This is a genomic window from Streptomyces sp. NPDC033229, from assembly GCF_055576875.1.
In genome coordinates this window covers 140,154-155,752 of record NZ_JBVIQR010000004.1, presented here as the reverse complement: position 1 = coordinate 155,752, position 15,599 = coordinate 140,154, and the positions used below count along the sequence as shown (strand labels likewise).

At 71.6% G+C, this 15,599-nt stretch carries 15 protein-coding genes; 9 read left to right on the top strand and 6 right to left on the bottom strand.

Annotation, left to right across the window (positions count from 1 at the left end; translation table 11 throughout):
* Positions 1–38: 38 nt before the first annotated feature.
* From ACZ53N_RS05625 to pabB, 4 genes are read right to left on the bottom strand one after another with little or no spacing between them, the layout of a single operon-like run.
* The gene (locus ACZ53N_RS05625; RefSeq protein ID WP_469139673.1) at positions 39–1,454 is read right to left on the bottom strand and encodes a class II 3-deoxy-7-phosphoheptulonate synthase; all 1,416 of its coding nucleotides are present in this window, start codon (positions 1,452–1,454) and stop codon (positions 39–41) included.
* A 56-nt stretch (positions 1,455–1,510) separates the two neighbouring features.
* Positions 1,511–1,966 carry a MaoC family dehydratase N-terminal domain-containing protein gene (locus ACZ53N_RS05620; protein WP_365370533.1) on the bottom strand — a complete coding sequence of 152 codons (456 nt, stop codon included), beginning with the start codon at positions 1,964–1,966 and terminating at the stop codon, positions 1,511–1,513.
* 1 nt (position 1,967) lies between these two features.
* A complete protein-coding gene (locus ACZ53N_RS05615; RefSeq protein ID WP_469139672.1) occupies positions 1,968–2,855 on the bottom strand; it encodes an aminotransferase class IV in 888 nt (295 codons plus the stop codon).
* On the bottom strand, positions 2,852–4,969 hold the full coding sequence (pabB, locus tag ACZ53N_RS05610; RefSeq protein ID WP_469139671.1) for an aminodeoxychorismate synthase component I: 2,118 nt from the start codon (positions 4,967–4,969) through the stop codon (positions 2,852–2,854). Before pabB ends, ACZ53N_RS05615 begins: the two co-directional genes overlap by 4 nt.
* Before the next feature lie 804 nt (positions 4,970–5,773).
* Here pabB and ACZ53N_RS05605 point away from each other — a divergent pair.
* Positions 5,774–7,204 carry a class I adenylate-forming enzyme family protein gene (locus ACZ53N_RS05605; protein ID WP_469139670.1) on the top strand — a complete coding sequence of 477 codons (1,431 nt, stop codon included), beginning with the start codon at positions 5,774–5,776 and terminating at the stop codon, positions 7,202–7,204.
* A 146-nt stretch (positions 7,205–7,350) separates the two neighbouring features.
* Here the strand turns inward: ACZ53N_RS05605 and ACZ53N_RS05600 are convergent, their stop codons facing one another.
* Complete coding sequence (locus ACZ53N_RS05600) at positions 7,351–8,139, bottom strand: 4'-phosphopantetheinyl transferase superfamily protein (protein WP_469139669.1); 789 nt, start codon at positions 8,137–8,139, stop codon at positions 7,351–7,353.
* Positions 8,140–8,182: 43 nt separating this feature from the next.
* Between ACZ53N_RS05600 and ACZ53N_RS05595 the strand changes: the two genes are divergently transcribed.
* Genes ACZ53N_RS05595 through fabG form a run of 8 tightly spaced genes read left to right on the top strand, consistent with a single transcriptional unit; the run spans position 8,183 to position 14,400 of the window.
* Complete coding sequence (locus ACZ53N_RS05595; protein WP_469139668.1) at positions 8,183–8,443, top strand: acyl carrier protein; 261 nt, start codon at positions 8,183–8,185, stop codon at positions 8,441–8,443.
* Complete coding sequence (locus tag ACZ53N_RS05590) at positions 8,440–8,745, top strand: acyl carrier protein (protein ID WP_469139667.1); 306 nt, start codon at positions 8,440–8,442, stop codon at positions 8,743–8,745. The genes ACZ53N_RS05595 and ACZ53N_RS05590 overlap by 4 nt, the downstream gene beginning before the upstream one ends.
* A gap of 25 nt (positions 8,746–8,770) precedes the next feature.
* A complete protein-coding gene (locus ACZ53N_RS05585) occupies positions 8,771–9,871 on the top strand; it encodes a beta-ketoacyl-[acyl-carrier-protein] synthase family protein (protein ID WP_469139666.1) in 1,101 nt (366 codons plus the stop codon).
* Positions 9,868–10,437: a beta-ketoacyl synthase chain length factor gene (locus tag ACZ53N_RS05580; protein WP_469139665.1), complete on the top strand. Its 570-nt coding sequence runs from the start codon at positions 9,868–9,870 to the stop codon at positions 10,435–10,437. The genes ACZ53N_RS05585 and ACZ53N_RS05580 overlap by 4 nt, the downstream gene beginning before the upstream one ends.
* A complete protein-coding gene (locus ACZ53N_RS05575; RefSeq protein WP_469139664.1) occupies positions 10,434–11,111 on the top strand; it encodes a hypothetical protein in 678 nt (225 codons plus the stop codon). The genes ACZ53N_RS05580 and ACZ53N_RS05575 overlap by 4 nt, the downstream gene beginning before the upstream one ends.
* A 60-nt stretch (positions 11,112–11,171) precedes the next feature.
* Entirely contained in the window at positions 11,172–12,623 is a 1,452-nt protein-coding gene (locus tag ACZ53N_RS05570) for a DHA2 family efflux MFS transporter permease subunit (RefSeq protein ID WP_469139663.1), read from the top strand.
* A gap of 20 nt (positions 12,624–12,643) precedes the next feature.
* Positions 12,644–13,648, top strand: coding sequence for an AurF N-oxygenase family protein (locus ACZ53N_RS05565; protein WP_469139662.1), 1,005 nt, complete (start codon positions 12,644–12,646; stop codon positions 13,646–13,648).
* A gap of 35 nt (positions 13,649–13,683) precedes the next feature.
* Positions 13,684–14,400: a 3-oxoacyl-ACP reductase FabG gene (gene fabG, locus ACZ53N_RS05560; RefSeq protein WP_469139661.1), complete on the top strand. Its 717-nt coding sequence runs from the start codon at positions 13,684–13,686 to the stop codon at positions 14,398–14,400.
* A 1-nt stretch (position 14,401) separates the two neighbouring features.
* On the opposite strand, the gene ACZ53N_RS05555 is transcribed toward fabG, so the two are convergent.
* Positions 14,402–15,355, bottom strand: a complete 954-nt coding sequence (locus ACZ53N_RS05555; protein WP_469139660.1) for a D-2-hydroxyacid dehydrogenase family protein — start codon at positions 15,353–15,355, stop codon at positions 14,402–14,404.
* Positions 15,356–15,599 lie beyond the last annotated feature (244 nt).

Below are 15,599 nucleotides of genomic sequence, written 5' to 3'. Positions count from 1 at the left end.
TCGACGACGTCGATCCGGGCTCGCCCCCCGTCGCCCGTCTACCCCCGCAACAACTCCGCAGCGATGAACGACAGTTCCAGCGCCTGACTCCGGTTCAGGCGCGGGTCGCAGGCCGTCTCGTAGCGATCCGACAGATTGCCCTCCAGGACCTCCGACGTGGTGCCGCCCAGGCACTCCGTGACGTCCTCGCCGGTGAGTTCCAGGTGCACACCGCCCGGGTGGGTGCCCGCCGCACGGTGGACTTCGATGAAACCGCGCAGTTCGTCGACGATGTCGTCGAAACGTCGTGTCTTGAGGCCGTCGGACGCAGCGATCGTGTTGCCGTGCATCGGGTCGCAGATCCACAGCACCGGGTAGCCCGCGTCCCGGACCGCGCGCACCAGCGGCGGCAAGGCCTCGCGGATGCGGCCCGCGCCCATGCGGGTGATCAGCGTGAGGCGCCCCGGGTCGCGGGTCGGGTCGAGGCGGCGGCAGAGGGCGAGGAGCTCCTCGGGCTCCATGGTCGGGCCGACCTTCACGCCGACCGGGTTGTCGATACCGGCGGCGAATTCGACGTGGGCGCCGTCCAGTTGGCGGGTGCGCTCACCGATCCACACCATGTGGGCCGAGGCGTCGTGCCAGGCGGATCCGCTGTGGTCCCAGCGGGTCAGGGCCTGCTCGTAGGGAAGGATCAGGGCTTCGTGCGAGGTGAAGAAGTCGAAGCCGTGCTGCTCCGGCGCGGCGGGCTGCGTGCCGGGGCGCGAGGCGAGGTAGCGCAGGACGTGGTCCATGTCGTCGAGCAGCGCGGCGTGACGCGGGTCGGCGGACGCCGCCACGTGCTCGCGGTTCCAGGCGTGCACCTCGTCCAGGGTCGCGAAGCCGTCCGCGGTGAACATGCGCAGCAGGTTCAGGCTGGAGGCGGATCGGTAGTAGGCGTACAGCAGACGGTCGGGGTCGGGGCGGCGGGCCTCGGGCGTGGGTGCGCTGCCGTTGACCATCTCGCCGCGGTAGCTGGGCAGGAGCAGGGGGCCGGACGGGCCGTCGACGGGCTCGACCGGGTTGGAGCGCGGCTTGGCCATCTGGCCGGCGATGCGGCCCACCTTGACCACGGGCAGGCCGCTGCCGAAGGCGAGGACGGTGGACATCTGGAGGATGACCTTGACCTTGTTGTACACGGCGTCGGCGTGGAAGGAGCCGGTGGACTCCGCGCAGTCACCGGCCTGGAGGAGAAAGCCGTCGCCCAGGGCGGCCGCGCCGAGGGCGGCGCGTAACCGGGCGCTCTCCGCCGCACTGACCAGTGGCGGGAGGAGGGCGAGCTGGTCGATGACGGTGTCGAGGGCGGCGGTGTCGGGCCATTCGGGCTGCTGGGCGGCCGGGTGTTCCTGCCAGGAGCCGGGGTTCCAGCCGGTACCGGTGGTGGGGGTGGGGGTGGACGGGGTGCCGAAAGGGTTCGATACGAAAGTGAACGCGGTCATGTTCCGGTTTCCGTTTCCTGTGGGGCAGTTGCCATGTCCGTCGGCCCGGCCCGCCGTCAGCGTTTCCGGTCGGCTCCGCGCGCGACGATCCTCATGCGCACGGTGACGACGTGCTCCCCGTCCGCGTCGATGACATCGCCGCGCACGCCGAGGGTGTCGCTGCCGCCCAGCGACCGGACCGACTCGACGGTGGTGACGACCGAGACCCGGTCGCCCGCCCGCAGCGGACGGGTGTAGTTGAACTGCTGGTCGCTGTGGACGACACGGCTGTAGTCGAGGCCCAGCTCCGGGTCCTTGACGACTTGGTCGGCGGCCCGGTGGGCAATGGTGAAGGGGAAGGTGGGCGGGGCGATCACGTCGTCGTGGCCGAGGGCGCGGGCGGCGGCGGGGTCGGTGTAGGCGGGGTGGGCGTCGCCCACGGCCTCGGCGAACTCGCGGATCTTCTCGCGGCTCACCTCGTACGGGGCGGTGGGCGGGTAGGCACGGCCGACGAAGGCCGGGTCCAGGGGCATGTCAGGCGCTCCGGTGGTCGAGGTGAGACTGCGGGGTGGCCCCGGCCTGCGGGGTGGCCCCGGCCTGCGGCGTCGCGGCAGCCGGCGGGGTGGCCGCGGCCAGCGGGGTCGCGGCGGCCAGCCACTCGGCCTGCCAGGCGGCGGCCAGCCGGGGCGCGCCGGGCCGGATGTCGGAACCCACCCAAGCGGTGACCGGGCGGATGCCGTGCAGCGCGTTGGTGAACCACGCCTCCCGGCCGGCCAGGTCGGTCGGCACGACCCGGCGCAGGCGCACCGGGATGCCCCGTTCGGCGGCCAGCTTCAGCACCCAGCCGCTGGTGACGCCGGGCAGGACGCGCAGCGTGGGGTCGACGGCGCAGAGCGCGTCGCCGTCCCACCACAGGAGGTTGGCGGTGGCGCCCTCCAGGACCAGGCCGGAGGGGGTGGTCAGCAGTGCCTCGTTCGCCCCGACCTCGATCGCGGCGGCCCGCAGCTCGCCGAGGTGGTCCAGGTCGGGGCCCTTGCGGCGGGGCAGCGTCCGCTGATCGCTCCGCCCGGAGACCCACACCTGTACGGAGGTGGTGCGGGCGGGGGCGAGGCGGAGGCGGAACTGGAGCCGTGTCCCGGATCCGTCCGCCACCAGCTCCGCCCTCGGGAACCACTCCCCCGTGCCGGGCAGCCTGCTCAGCGCCGCGTCCCAGAACGCGTCCACCTGCTCGGCGGGCGGGCCGCCGGCCTCGGCGCAGGCGATCGCGAACCGCCGCCGGTGGCCCTCGACGGCACGGGCCGCACCGTCCTGGACGAGCCAGGAGTCGGCGGCCAGCAGCCGGGTGGCGACGGGGGTCCTCTCCTCCGTCAGCCGCCCCGAGGGCCCGGCCACGAATACGGTCGGCGTCGCTGTCGTGCTCATCGCAGGCCGGGCGTCTCGAGGGCCCGCTCGGGGAAGGTCGCCCCGAGCAGCCGCAGGATCGGGGTGGCCTTGACGGCGGTCTCCTCGTACTCCTCCTCGGGGTCGGAAAGCGCGGTGATCGCGCCGCCGACGCCGTAGCGGACCCGGTCGGGGGTGATGACGGTGGTGCGGATGGCGATGCTGAGGTCGGCGGCACCGTTGAGGGAGAAGTAGCCGATCGCGCCGGAGTAGACGCCGCGCGGGCCCGCCTCCAGCTCGTCGATGATCTGCATGGTGCGGATCTTGGGGGCGCCGGTCATCGAGCCCCCGGGGAAGGCGTTGCGCACACAGTCCACCGCCGAGCTGTCGGCCTTGAGCCGGGCGCGGACGGTGCTGACGAGCTGATGCACGGTCGCGTAGCTCTCGATGTCGAACATCTTGTGCACCGAGACCGAGCCGACCTCCGCGCACCGGCCGAGGTCGTTGCGGACCAGGTCGACGATCATGAGGTTCTCGGCGCGGTCCTTCTCGCTGGCCCGCAGGTCCTCCGTCAGGGCCCGGTCCTCGGCGGGCGTGACGCCGCGCGGGCGGGTGCCCTTGATGGGCTTGGACTCGGCGACCTTGTGCCGGTCGATGCGCAGGAACCGCTCGGGCGAAGTGCTCAGCACGGACAGCGCGCCGAAGTTCAGCAGCGCGGCGAAGGGCGCCGGGGACGTGCGGCGCAGGAAGCGGTAGCTGTCCCAGGGGTCGATCGAGCCCTCGGCGTCGATCATGTTGGTGAGGCAGACCTCGTAGGTCTCGCCGGCGTTGATCGCCTCGTGACAGGCGCCGATCAGGTCGAGGTAGGCGCGCCGGCCGTGGCGCAGGCTCACCTCCAGCGACGCGCCCGGCTCGGCCGGCGTGGCGTCGGCGCCGAGCCCCTTGAGGCGGCCCAGGCGCTCGGCGGTGGCATCCAGCCAGGCGCGGGCCTGGGTGTCGTCGTCGGCGGGGGCGAGGGCGAGCAGGTGGGTGGTGGAGGTGGCGTGGTCGAACACCACCGCGCGGTCGGCGAAGATCAGGGCGCCGTCGGGGTTGGGCGAGGAGTGGGCGGCACTGCCACCGCACTCGGCCTTCAGCTCGTAGCCCAGGTAGCCGACCCAGCCGAGGGCGAACTCGAAGGGCAACTCGGGGACGTCGCCGCGGCGTGCGCGCAGATCGGCGTCCAGCCAGTCCAGGAACGGGGTGCTCAGGACCTCGGTGGTGCCGTCGGACTTCTGCCGGGTCACAGTGCAGTTCTCGACGTCGGCGAGCACCACCTCGGCCAGCGGGCCGGTGGCGTCCCCCATGACGGAGAACCGGCCGAGCCGGTCGTCCGGGCGGCTGCTGTCGAGCCAGTAGGCGTGCGGTGCGGCACGGAAGAGGTGGTCGTAGGCCACCTCGGGGTCCCACTGGGTGGGCAGGACGGTGGTGTGCACACGGAAGCGCGGCCCGGGGACGGCCTCCGGGGGCGGTGCAACGGTCGCGGTGGTGGCGCCCGCGACTGCGGCCGAAGGCGTACCGCGGCGGCGCCCCGGGCGTCCGTGACGCTCGGCCAACCGCGCGAAGTTCGCCAGCAGTTGGTGACCGTGCTCGGTGCATATGGACTCGGGGTGGAACTGCACGCCCCACTGCGGGCGGGTGCGGTGCCGCAGCCCCATCAGGATCCCGTCCGGCGTCCAGGCCGTCGCCTCCAGCTCCTCGGGCAGGGCGCTGACGGCCAGCGAGTGGTAGCGCACCACCTCGAACGGCGAGGGCAGCCCGGCGAACAGGCCCGTACCGTCGTGGAGCACCGGAGAGGACCTGCCGTGCCGGGGCTCGGGGGCCCGCTCCACCGTGCCGCCGTGCACATGCGCCAGACCCTGGTGCCCCAAGCAGACGCCGAGCAGGGGCACTTCCGAGTCGCGGATGATGTCGTGGCAGATCCCGAAGTCCGTCTCCCGCTCGGGGGTGCCCGGTCCCGGGGAGATGATGACGCCGTCGAACTCCGCCAGGTGCTCAGGCCGCCACAGCGGATCGTCGTTGGTGACCACGACGGGTTCGTAACCCGTGGCCTGCGCCACGTAGTGGGCAAGGTTGTAGGTGAACGAGTCGTAATTGTCCACGATGAGCGTACGCATGCAAGGACTCTCCCTGGATGAATCAGCGGGCCGAATCAAGGCCAAAAATGTCAATGGCGGAGCCGACCTTCGGCCGACTATTCCCGGCGCAGAAATAATTCACACGAAATTAACGAAGGCGACCATGGCGCCGAATGGCACGGACGCGCGGAGGACGACCATCCGGTGAAGTGACGGACCACGACCAAATGGATCGGGGAGATCACACCCAGGGGAAAACAGAAGCTGTACATTCCGTTTCGACGACCCGGGTGACCTTCGCGGCCCGGCGTGTCTCCCCCGCCCGCCGGCCCCGCACTTCTCGCTGCTCGCTACTCGTGAACATGGCCCTCATACCCCCGTACCACGGCACTGTCCAAGCGGAGTTGCCTCCTCGACCGCCCGCCCCCCATGACGGGACCCGGCGGTGACGGGAAATCAACCTAGCAACATCCGCAGGATGTTTGCCCTAATGTGACGCACGTCATTTGATCCATTCCACCACGTCCGGAACGATGGCACGTTTCCAGTCGGAGCGGCCAAATCCCTACGTATTACGGACAGGTAACGGTGGGTTACATCGGCTGCTCTCGGACAGTTGTTGCGCACTCGCGAGGCCGCGTCTACGGTGGCTTTCGGGTACGGGGGCAACCATGGCCGGGGGACACGGCGTCATGGATCGAGACGGGGGAAGACGGCTCGATCCCGCAAGACGCAGGCGCACCTTCGATAATTCACTCGCGTAAGTCGCCAGCCTCCGTGCAACCTTCTGTGCGGCCCGGAAACGGGCGCCCGCCGCTGCGGGCTGGACACTCTGGAGCATCGATGTATCACGGGGCAGCAACGCAGTTACCCGGCGCCACGACCGGTGCCGATTGGGTCGACGACACCTTATTGAGCGGCTCCTCGGACGACGTGTGTCTCGTCCTCGACCGCGAGATCGACCGCGGCACCCTCCGGCGGGCCGTGCGTGACTGCGAAGCGACCCTCACCCAGGCCGGGTTGAGGCCCGGCGGCACGGCCGCCCTACGGCTGCCGCCCTCACTGGCGTACGTGGTCCACCTGCTCGCCGTCTGGCGGCTCGGCGCCCAGGCGGTGTTGCTGGACCACCGGCTCACCGTCCCCGAGACCGATCGTGCGCTGGACACCGCGGCGCCCCAACTCCTGATCTCCACCACGAAGTCCGGTGGCGCACTGCGCGGATTCCACCAGGTGGACGTGGACCTCACGCCGTACCCGGGCCGCCCCGCCGCGACCGACCATGTGCTCCTCCAGCTCAGCTCCGGGACCACGGGCCCGTCGAAGGCCATCGGCCGCACGGCCGCGAGCCTGACCGCCGAGCTCGACAGCTACGCACGGATCGACGGCATGCCGGGCCCCGGTGGGCGGATGATCGCGCTCACCTCGCTCACCCACACCTACGGCCTCATCGGCGGACTGCTGCACAGCCTTCACAACAACGTCCGCTTCACCCTCCCCGCCCGCACCACCCCCGCCGGGGTCATGGACACCGTCCTCGCACACCCCGCGCCGACCATGCTCATGGGCGTGCCCGCGCAGTTCACCCTGCTGGGGTCGGTGGCCGAGCCGCCGCGCATGCCCCAGCTCGTCCAGGCGATGTCGGGCGGCGGCCGGACCCGCCCGGAGCTCGCCGCCACCTTCGCCGACCGCTTCGACGCCCCGCTCGGCGACTGCTACGGCATGACCGAGACGGGCGTCATCGCCACCGACATGAGCGGCGCCATGCGTCCGGCGACCGGCTGGGCCGCCCCGGGGGTCCGGGTCCGTGTCGACGAAGGCGAACTCCTCGTCGCCACACCCGAATCGCCCTACCTCGTCGACCACATCGGCGACCGGCCGTCGGGTCGCTGGGCCGACGGCTGGCTGCGCACCCGCGACGCCGGGGAGATGGACGACGTCACCGGTCTGATCACCGTGCGCGGCCGGCTCGACTCCCAGGTCTCCGTCCGGGGGCTGAAGGTCGACCTGAGCGAGGTCGAGGACGCCCTCACCGCCCTGCCGGGCGTGCGGGAGGCGGTCGTCCTGTACGGGGACGGGATCAACGCCTACGTGGAGCTGGAGACCGCCACCACGCTCGACGGGATCGAGGAGGCGCTCGGCAGGCAGCTCGCCGACTTCAAGCTGCCGCGCCGCTGGTACGTCATGCCGAAGCTGCCCCGCACGGCGACGGGCAAGCCACTGCACGACCAGGACGCCCTGCGGGCGGTCGCGGAGCGGGACGGGTACACGCGATGAATCACACGGGGGGCACGGCGTGTTCGGGGGGCTGTACGGAATCCCGTTGCAGGGGGGCGGGTTGCGCGGGGGCGGGGTCCACGGGGCCCGGTTTCACGGGGGTGGGTTCCACGGGGGCATGTTCGCCGGGGTCGCGTCTGACGGGATCAAGGCGTCGGATCGGGGCCCGTCAGCACGACCGGTGCGCCTGTCGCGGCGGGTCCGGCGGCGGCCACGGCCAGCAGGTACCCGCCGGGTACCCGGCGGGCGGCCGTACTCATTCCCGGATCGCCCGGCACGGGTGCCAGCACGGCCTGTGCGGGGTGGGGGGCGTCCGCCCACGGGCCCACGTCCGTGCGCGAGCCGTCGTCCGTCCGCGAGCCGACGTCCGTCCATGGCAGCCCGTCCGGGTGCGGCAGCCCGTCGGGCTGCGACAGCCCGTCCGACCACGCCAAACCCTCCGGGTACGGCACCGCGCGGCGCAGACCGCCGTCGGATAGCCCGAGGCCCCGCACCTTCCCGATGGCCTCCTTGTGGGTCCACAACCACAGGAAGGCGGCGGCCTGCTCCTCGGCCGCCCGCTCACCGAGCCACCGGGCCTCGGCCGCCGAGAACCAACGGCGGCCCAGTGCCACGGCCGGCAGCGGACGCAGGCGCTCCACGTCCACTCCCACCGGGCCCAGCCGGCTCAGCGCCACCGCCACCACACCGGCGCAATGGCTGACGCTCACGTGCAGCCCCTCGGCCGCGCCGCCCAGCCGGGGGCGGCCCCCGGGCTCCCGCCCGATCCGTATCTCGCCGGGCGGCACCCGCAGGGCGTCCGCCGCCGCCTCCCGCAGCAGCGGGGCGCTGTCCGGCCGTCGCTCCCGGCTGTGCGTCAGCCGGACGACGACCGCACTGCCCGGACCGACCGGCTCCGGGTCACCCGATACCGCACCCGATCCGACCTCACTCATACATCCCCCACACATGAACACCCATAAGTCAGGAGTCAACCAAGTGAGCACCGAAATCCGCGAATTCGTCCTCGACGTGCTGCGCGAGCTGAACTACGAGGTCGACGGCGTCACCGACGCGACCCCGCTCGGCGACGAGGGCCTGGAGCTGGAGTCGCTCACCCTCGCCGAGGTCACGATGCGGCTGGAGGAGAAGTACGACGTCCAGTTCACCGACGAGGAGCTGGAGGGCCTGGCCAAGGTGACCCTCGGCGACTTCGTCTCCCAGATAGTGGACCGCACGACCGCGGGCCAGAGCCGATGACCTCCGCACCCGCCCTGACCAAGGAACTGCTGGTCGAGATCCTCGCCGAGTACGGGGAGCGGGAGGCCGACGACATCGCCGAGCGCGTCGACTCGCTGGAGCTGGCGTGGCTCGTCCACTCGCTGGAGGAGCGGTACGGCCTGGAGCTGGACCTCGATGACGCCCAGCTCGCCCGGATGACGACGCTGGACGACGCGCTGGTCGTCCTCGGCGAGGTTCTTCCCTCTCCGATGAACGGTTCGGGCGACGGAACGGAGACAGGGGGTGAGGGGAGTGACCGTAAGGCAGCACAGCCCGCGTAAACCCGTTGTGGTCACCGGACTTGCCGTGACCACGGCTTTCGGGCGCGGCCTCGAAGCGCTGCGGCAGGGACTCGCCGCCGGGCAGCCGGCCTTCGGGCCGGTCACCCGCTTCGACGTGGGCAAGCGGCGGGTGGACCGGGCCGCCACCCTGCCCGGCGACCCGAACCTGATCGACGAGATCACCGACGCGGTCACCCAGGCGATCGGCCAGGCCGGTCTGGGGGCCGATACGACGGCCCGCACGCCACTGCTCTTCGCCCGGCACGCCGACCAGACGCCGCCCAGGCTGACGCTGCCCGAGCACCACGCACAGGCGCAGCACACCAGCGGCACCGAGATCGCCGAGCGGTGCGGGCTGCGCGACGCGACCCGTACGTACACCAACGCCTGTGTCGCGGCGAGCACCGCGATCGCGGACGCGGCGGCCCTGATCTCCGCCGGGCGCGAGGAGCGGGTCGTGGTGGCGGCGGGCTATTTCGTCGACGCCGACGCCTACGCGCTCTTCGACGCCGGCCGGGCCCTGGCGGCGGACGGGCACCTGCGCTCGTTCAGCCAGGACCGCAAGGGGCTGCTGCTCGGCGACGGCCTGGGCGCGGTGGTCCTGGAGTCCGCCGAGGCGGCCGCCGCCCGGGGAGCCGTCCCGATCGCCGGGCTCCTGGGCTGGGGGCGGGCCGGGGACGCGTTCCACGTGTGCCAGCCGCACCCCGAGGGGCTCGGCATGGCCGCCGCCATCGAGGCGGCGCTCGGCCGCGCGGAGCTGGCCCCCCACGACATCGACTACATCAACGCGCACGGCACCGGCACCCCCCTCAACGACTCCGCCGAGACGGCCGCGATCCGGCGGGCGTTCGGCGAGACCGCCCAGAAGGTGCCCGTCAGCTCCACCAAGTCGCTGCACGGCCACACCCTGGAGGCCTCCGGGGTCGTCGAGTTCGCGGTGTCCGTGCTGGCGCTCCAGGAAGGAACCGTCCCCGTGAACGCGGGCTACCTCGGGCCGGACCCGGCCTGTGAGCTGAACCTGGTGGTGGACGCCCCCCAGCGGGTGGCGCCCCGGGCCGTGCTCTCCCTCAACGCCGCCTTCGGCGGTGCCAACACGGCACTGGTGCTCGGGGCGGTGGCGGCATGACGGAACTGTCAGTAACAGGGTCGCCGCCGTACTCGGGGCTCTCGGTCCTGTCCCGGGCCGAATGGCCGGAGGCCGGGGACGACCCCGTCAAGGGGCCGCCGAAGCTGGCCGGGTTCGTGGTGTCGTCGTTCGCCCCGCTGGCCGCCGAGGCCGCCGAGCGCTGCCTCAGGCGCGCCTACGGCGAGCCGCCCGCGCAGCCCGGACGGGAGCGGCGCACGGCCGTGCTCGTCGTGAGCAAGGCCGGTGACACCGCCACCGACCGGGCCGTCGGCAAGGCCGTGGACGCCGGCCGGTCCGTCCAGCCGCTGCTCTTCTTCCAGTCCGTACCCAATGCCGTGATCGGTTACGTCGCCAAGCGCTGGGGCCTGGTGGGCCCCGTGGTGTGCATCAGCCCGGCGGGCGACCCCGAGCAGGAGGCGCTGGCCACGGCCGACCTGCTCCTGCTGGACGACGCGGCCGACGACGCACTGATCGTGCTGCTGGAACTGGCGGCGGAGGAGGGCGCGCACGACACGGCCACGGCCCTGCTGGTCGGGCCCGGCACAGCGAACGAGGTGGAAGCGTGAGTGACGACGGCAAGGACCGCCCGGACAGGCACCCGGACCGGCTCCCGGATCTCAAGAGCGTCCCGGACGTCTCCGAGAACGAACTGACGGTGGCACTGCGGCAGTTCTGGTGGCTGCACGACGCCCGCTGGTACCAGGGCGTGAAGAAGCGCTTCGGGCAGGAGGTCGCCAACGAGATCAACGCGGAGGCGCTGCGGTTCGTCGGCCGCCGCGTCGGCACCTGGTACGCCAACACCCACGGCGTACCGGACGGCTCCTCGCCCGCCGAGCTGGCGGAGGCGGTGGCGGGACTGACCCGCACGATGACGACCGAGCAGATGATGCGCAGCCACGTCGAGGAGATCGGCGAGGAGAGCCTGGAGACGGTCGTCACCGAGTTCTTCGCACTGCGGATGCTCAAGGCCGCCCGCTCCCTGGAGGGCTACTCATGCCCCTGCCTGGACATGCGGGGCGGCTGGTTCGAGGGCCTCGGGGTGAAGGTCGAGGAGACCACCGTGGAATGCATGCGCACCGGGGGCAGCGCGTGCCGGTTCCACACGGAGGTCCGCAGAGAGACGCACACCGAGACGTCGACGGAGGCCTCGGCGCAGGTCTCAAGAGAGATCTCAGCACAGGTCTCAGCAGAGGCCTCGTCACAGGTTTCGACGGAACTTCCCGCAGAACAGGCGAGTTGACGCGTTCCGGCCCGCCGGGCCGGGGCGCGAGGTACAGGTCAAGAAAGGTTGCAAGGGTTCATGTCCGGTTCGGATGCCGCCGCCCAGTTAGTTCCCCCGAAGACCCCCACCCCACCACCGGACACCGGACAGGACGCCGCCTACGCGCGCGGCGGGCTGACGCTGCTCATGGCGTGCGGCGCGACGTTCGTCGCGTTCCTTGATGTCTCGGTCACCTACGTCGCGTTCCCCAGCCTGCACAAGAGCTTCCCCGACGCCTCCCTGTCGGCGCTCTCCTGGGTGGTCAGCAGCTACACCGTCGTCTTCGCCGCCGTACTCGCGCCCGCCGGGCGGCTCGCCGACGTCATGGGGCGGCGGGCGTTGTTCCTGTGGTCGGTAGCCGGGTTCACCCTGGCTTCCGGCCTGTGCGCCATCGCGCCCACGGTGGAGTTCCTGGTCGGCATGCGGGTGCTCCAGGGCATCTCCGCCGCCGGGATGATCCCATCCGCGCTGAGCCTGGTGCTGTCCTCACGCCCGCCGGAGCGCCGGTCGAGCGCCATCGGTCTGTGGGGCGCCAGCAGCTCGGCCGCGGCGGCCATCGGCCCGCCGCTGGGCGGCCTGCTGGTCGACAGCTTCGGCTGGCCGTCGGTGTTCCTGATCAACGTACCGCTGGGTGTGGTGCTGGTCGTGGCGTCGTACCGGATCCTGCCGCCCCGGACGGGCCCGGCCGGCCGGATGCCCGACCTGATCGGCACCCTCGCGGTGGCGCTCGGCGTGGGCGGCGTGGTCGCCGCCCTGACGGAGGGCAGCAGCTGGGGCTGGACCTCGCCCGCGTTCCTCGGCGCGCTGCTGGGCGGGGCGGCGCTGCTGGCCGTTGCGCTCCTGCGGTCCCGCCGCCACCCGGCGCCGGCCGTGGAGATCTCGCTGTGGCGCAGCCGTAAGTTCCGGGTCGCCAACATCGCGTTCGTGCTGTTCGGCGGCTCGATGTACTGCTGGCTGCTGGCCGCGCCGCTGTTCGCCACCGAGATCTGGGGTTATTCGGAGGTGGAGGCCGGGCTGGCGCTGGCGCCCGGCGCGGTGATGTCGGTGATCGCCTCGGTGCTGGCGGGCCGCTACGCCCGCGCACACCAGCGGGTGGCGGTCGTCGTGGGCGGAATCCTGTTCGCCGTCCAGTGCGGGATCTGGATGATCGGCCTGGAGTCGAAGCCGGACTTCCTGGTGATCTGGCTGCCCGCCACCCTGATCGGCGGTGTGGGCATCGGCGCGGTGATGACCGGCCTGTCCAGCGCCTCCGCCACCGCCCTGCCATCCCGCCTGTTCGCGGCCGGCGCGGGTCTGGCGACGACGGCACGGCAAGTGGGCGCGGCCCTGGGCACGGCGGCCTTCGCGGCGCTCATGGCCGTGCTGGGCGGCGAGAGCGGCAAGACCCTCGACGGCTTCCGGCAGGTGTTCGTGATGTGCACGGTCCTGGCGGCCCTGGCGGCCGTGGCCGCGCTGTGGCTGACGGACCCGAAGCGGGAAGCGGAGCACTGATTCACAACGGAGGAGTGAACATGGAGAGCAACGCCCCGAAGCTGCCGGACGGTGTTCCGGAACACGATGAGAACGACCCGGCGGAGCACGCGGTCATCGTCCGCCTGGCGGGCAACTGGCACCGCAGGGCAGCGGTGAAGCGCGAGGAACCCGAGCTGGACGAGCTGTTCGACGTCGACAGGCTCGACTACCCCGAGCGCATACTGCCGTTCCGCGAACACCCCACGTATCTGGCCCTGGACCCCCAGGAGCGCTCCCGGCTGCTCAGCTGGGCGTGGGTCGCCTACAACCGCACGACGGTGCTGCTGGAGGGCCAGGTCGTGAACCCGGCCTTCCAACTGGCCCTGGACGGCTGGTTCCCCAGCCTGGGCGGGGAGAAGCTGCAGCGCTCGGTGGCCCAGGCGATGGTCGACGAGCAGTACCACACCCTCATGCACATGAACGCGAGCGCGGTCACCCGCCGCCGGCGGCACGAGGCGTTCCCGGACGCCGCGCTGCCCCTGCCGCGCGTCGCCCGCGAACACGCACGGCTGCGCGACTCCTGGCCGGAGCAGTGGCAGCGCTCGCTGACCACCCTGGGCTTCGCGACGGTCGCGGAGATCTCCATCAACGCGTATCTGAACCTGATCGCGGACGACACGGAGATACAGCCGGTCAACAGCGCCACCGTCCGCATACACAACCGCGACGAGTACTGCCACGCCTCCATATCCACCGTCCTCGCCGAGCAGGTCTACGGCGATCTGGACGAGAAGGGCCGCCGGTTCTTCCTGGACTCCCTGGTGGCGGGGCTGGACGGCTTCGTGGCCAACGACTTCGCCACCTGGCACCGGATCATGGACCAGACCGGCCTGCCGGGCGGCCACGAGATGCTCCACGACATCGAGAACGCGACGGGCAAACGGCCGCTGATCCACGACTACAGCGGGCTGCGGGGCCTGGCGGAGCGGCTGGGCGTGGAGGACGACCTGGAGTTCGACTGGTCGCGGACGATCACTGATTCGGAGCCGGCACCACTGACGTAGTGGTGGGAGCGGAACGCAAGCGAAAGGAACCCCCCATGGCAGAGCGGGAACCCCGCACGGTGCTGATCACCGGCGGCAACCGGGGCATCGGCGCGGAGATAGCCCGGGCCTTCGTGGCCCTGGGCGACCGGGTCGCGGTCACCCACCGCGGCAGTGAGACTCCCGAGGGCACCTTCGGCGTCGAGTGCGACGTCACCGACACGGCGTCCGTGGACAAGGCCTTCACCACGGTGGAGCGGGAGTTGGGCCCGGTCGGCGTGCTGGTGTCGAACGCGGGGATGACCGCGGACGGCCTCCTGATCCGCATGAAGGAGGAACAGTTCCTGCGCGTCCTCGACACCAACCTCGCGGGCGCCTGGCGCTGCTCGAAACGCGCCGTCCCCCAGATGCTGCGGCAACGGGGCGGCCGCATCATCCTGATCTCGTCGGTGGCGGGCCTCCTCGGCAGCGCGGGCCAGACCAACTACGCCTCCAGCAAGGCGGGCCTGGTGGGCCTGGCACGCTCCCTCACCCGCGAATACGGCGCGCGCAACATCGCCGCGAACGTGGTGGCCCCCGGCCTCATCGAGACGGACATGACCGCCGGCCTCTCCGAGGCCCACCTCGCCGAACAACGCGCCCAGATCCCGCTCGGTCGCACGGCCACGGCCGACGAGGTCAGCGGCGCGGTGACCTGGCTGGCGAGCGACGCAGCCGCGTACGTGGCGGGCGCGGTGATCCCGGTGGACGGAGGCCTGGGCATGGGCCACTGAGTCACTCCCCGCCCAGCACCCTGACCGGCGATCCGCCGAGGTAGGCGTTGACGGCCTCGACGGAATCGCCGTAGACGAGCGCGAAGTTGTCGCCGGTCACATAGCCGATGTGCGGGGTCAGCACGGTGTTCGGGGCATGGAGCAGCCGGTGCCCGGCGGGGAGCGGCTCCTCCTCGTACACATCGAGCCCCGCACCGGCTATCCAGCCTTCGCCGAGCGCCTTGATCAGTGCGGCCTCGTCGACGATCTGCGCGCGAGAGGTGTTGACCAGGAACGCGCTGCGCCGCATCCGCCGCAGATCGTCCTCGGCGACGAGCCCGGTCGTCGCCTCGGACAGCCGCAGATGCACGCTGACGACGTCGGAAGAGGAGAACAGCTCCTCCTTGCCGACCGCCCGAGCACCGCCGGCCTCAGCCCGCTCGGCGGTCATATGAGGGCTCCAGGCAACAACGTCCATCCCGAAGGCGGCCCCCACAGCGGCAACCCGTGTCCCGAGCTTCCCCAGCCCGACAACCCCCAGCGTCCCCCCGGCAAGCCCGGTCCCGACCCCACTCTGCCAACTCCCGCTCCGCAGCCCGGCATCCTGCGCGCCGGCCCTGCGGCTCAGCTCCAGAATCAACGCCCAGGTCAGCTCGGCCGCCGGGAACGGCGTCATGCGCGTCCCACTCACAACAACGCCTTGCCGTGCGGCGGCACCGAGATCGATCGCGGCATTGTGCATCCCGGCGGTGACGAGCAGCTTCAACCGCGGAAGCCGGGCAAGCACCTCCGCGGTGAAGGCCGTCCGCTCGCGCATGGCAACGACGGCGTCGAAATCCCCGAGCCGCTCGACCACAGCGTCGGGATCGACGAGATGATCGGAGAAGAACCGCACGTCAGCCCCGGCAGGCAGCCCTGACCAGCAGGGAAGGGCGGCGGCGGCGTTGTTGTAGTCGTCGATGACGGCGATACGCATAACGAAGATCCCCTGTTCGAACGATCCGACGTCGGCGCCGCGTATGGGCCCGGAGATCATTCTGCTGCCCGGCAGCGCGGCCGGGGAAGGCCGGGACGGGGCCTCCGCCCCATCGGGACCTGAGCGCCCCAAAGATCGCGGACAAGCAAAAGCCCCAGGTCACGGCGAGTGAGTCCTGGGGCTTCCACAGAGCCGCCTTCGGGATTCGAACCCGAGACCTACGCATTACGAGTTGTCGGATCTT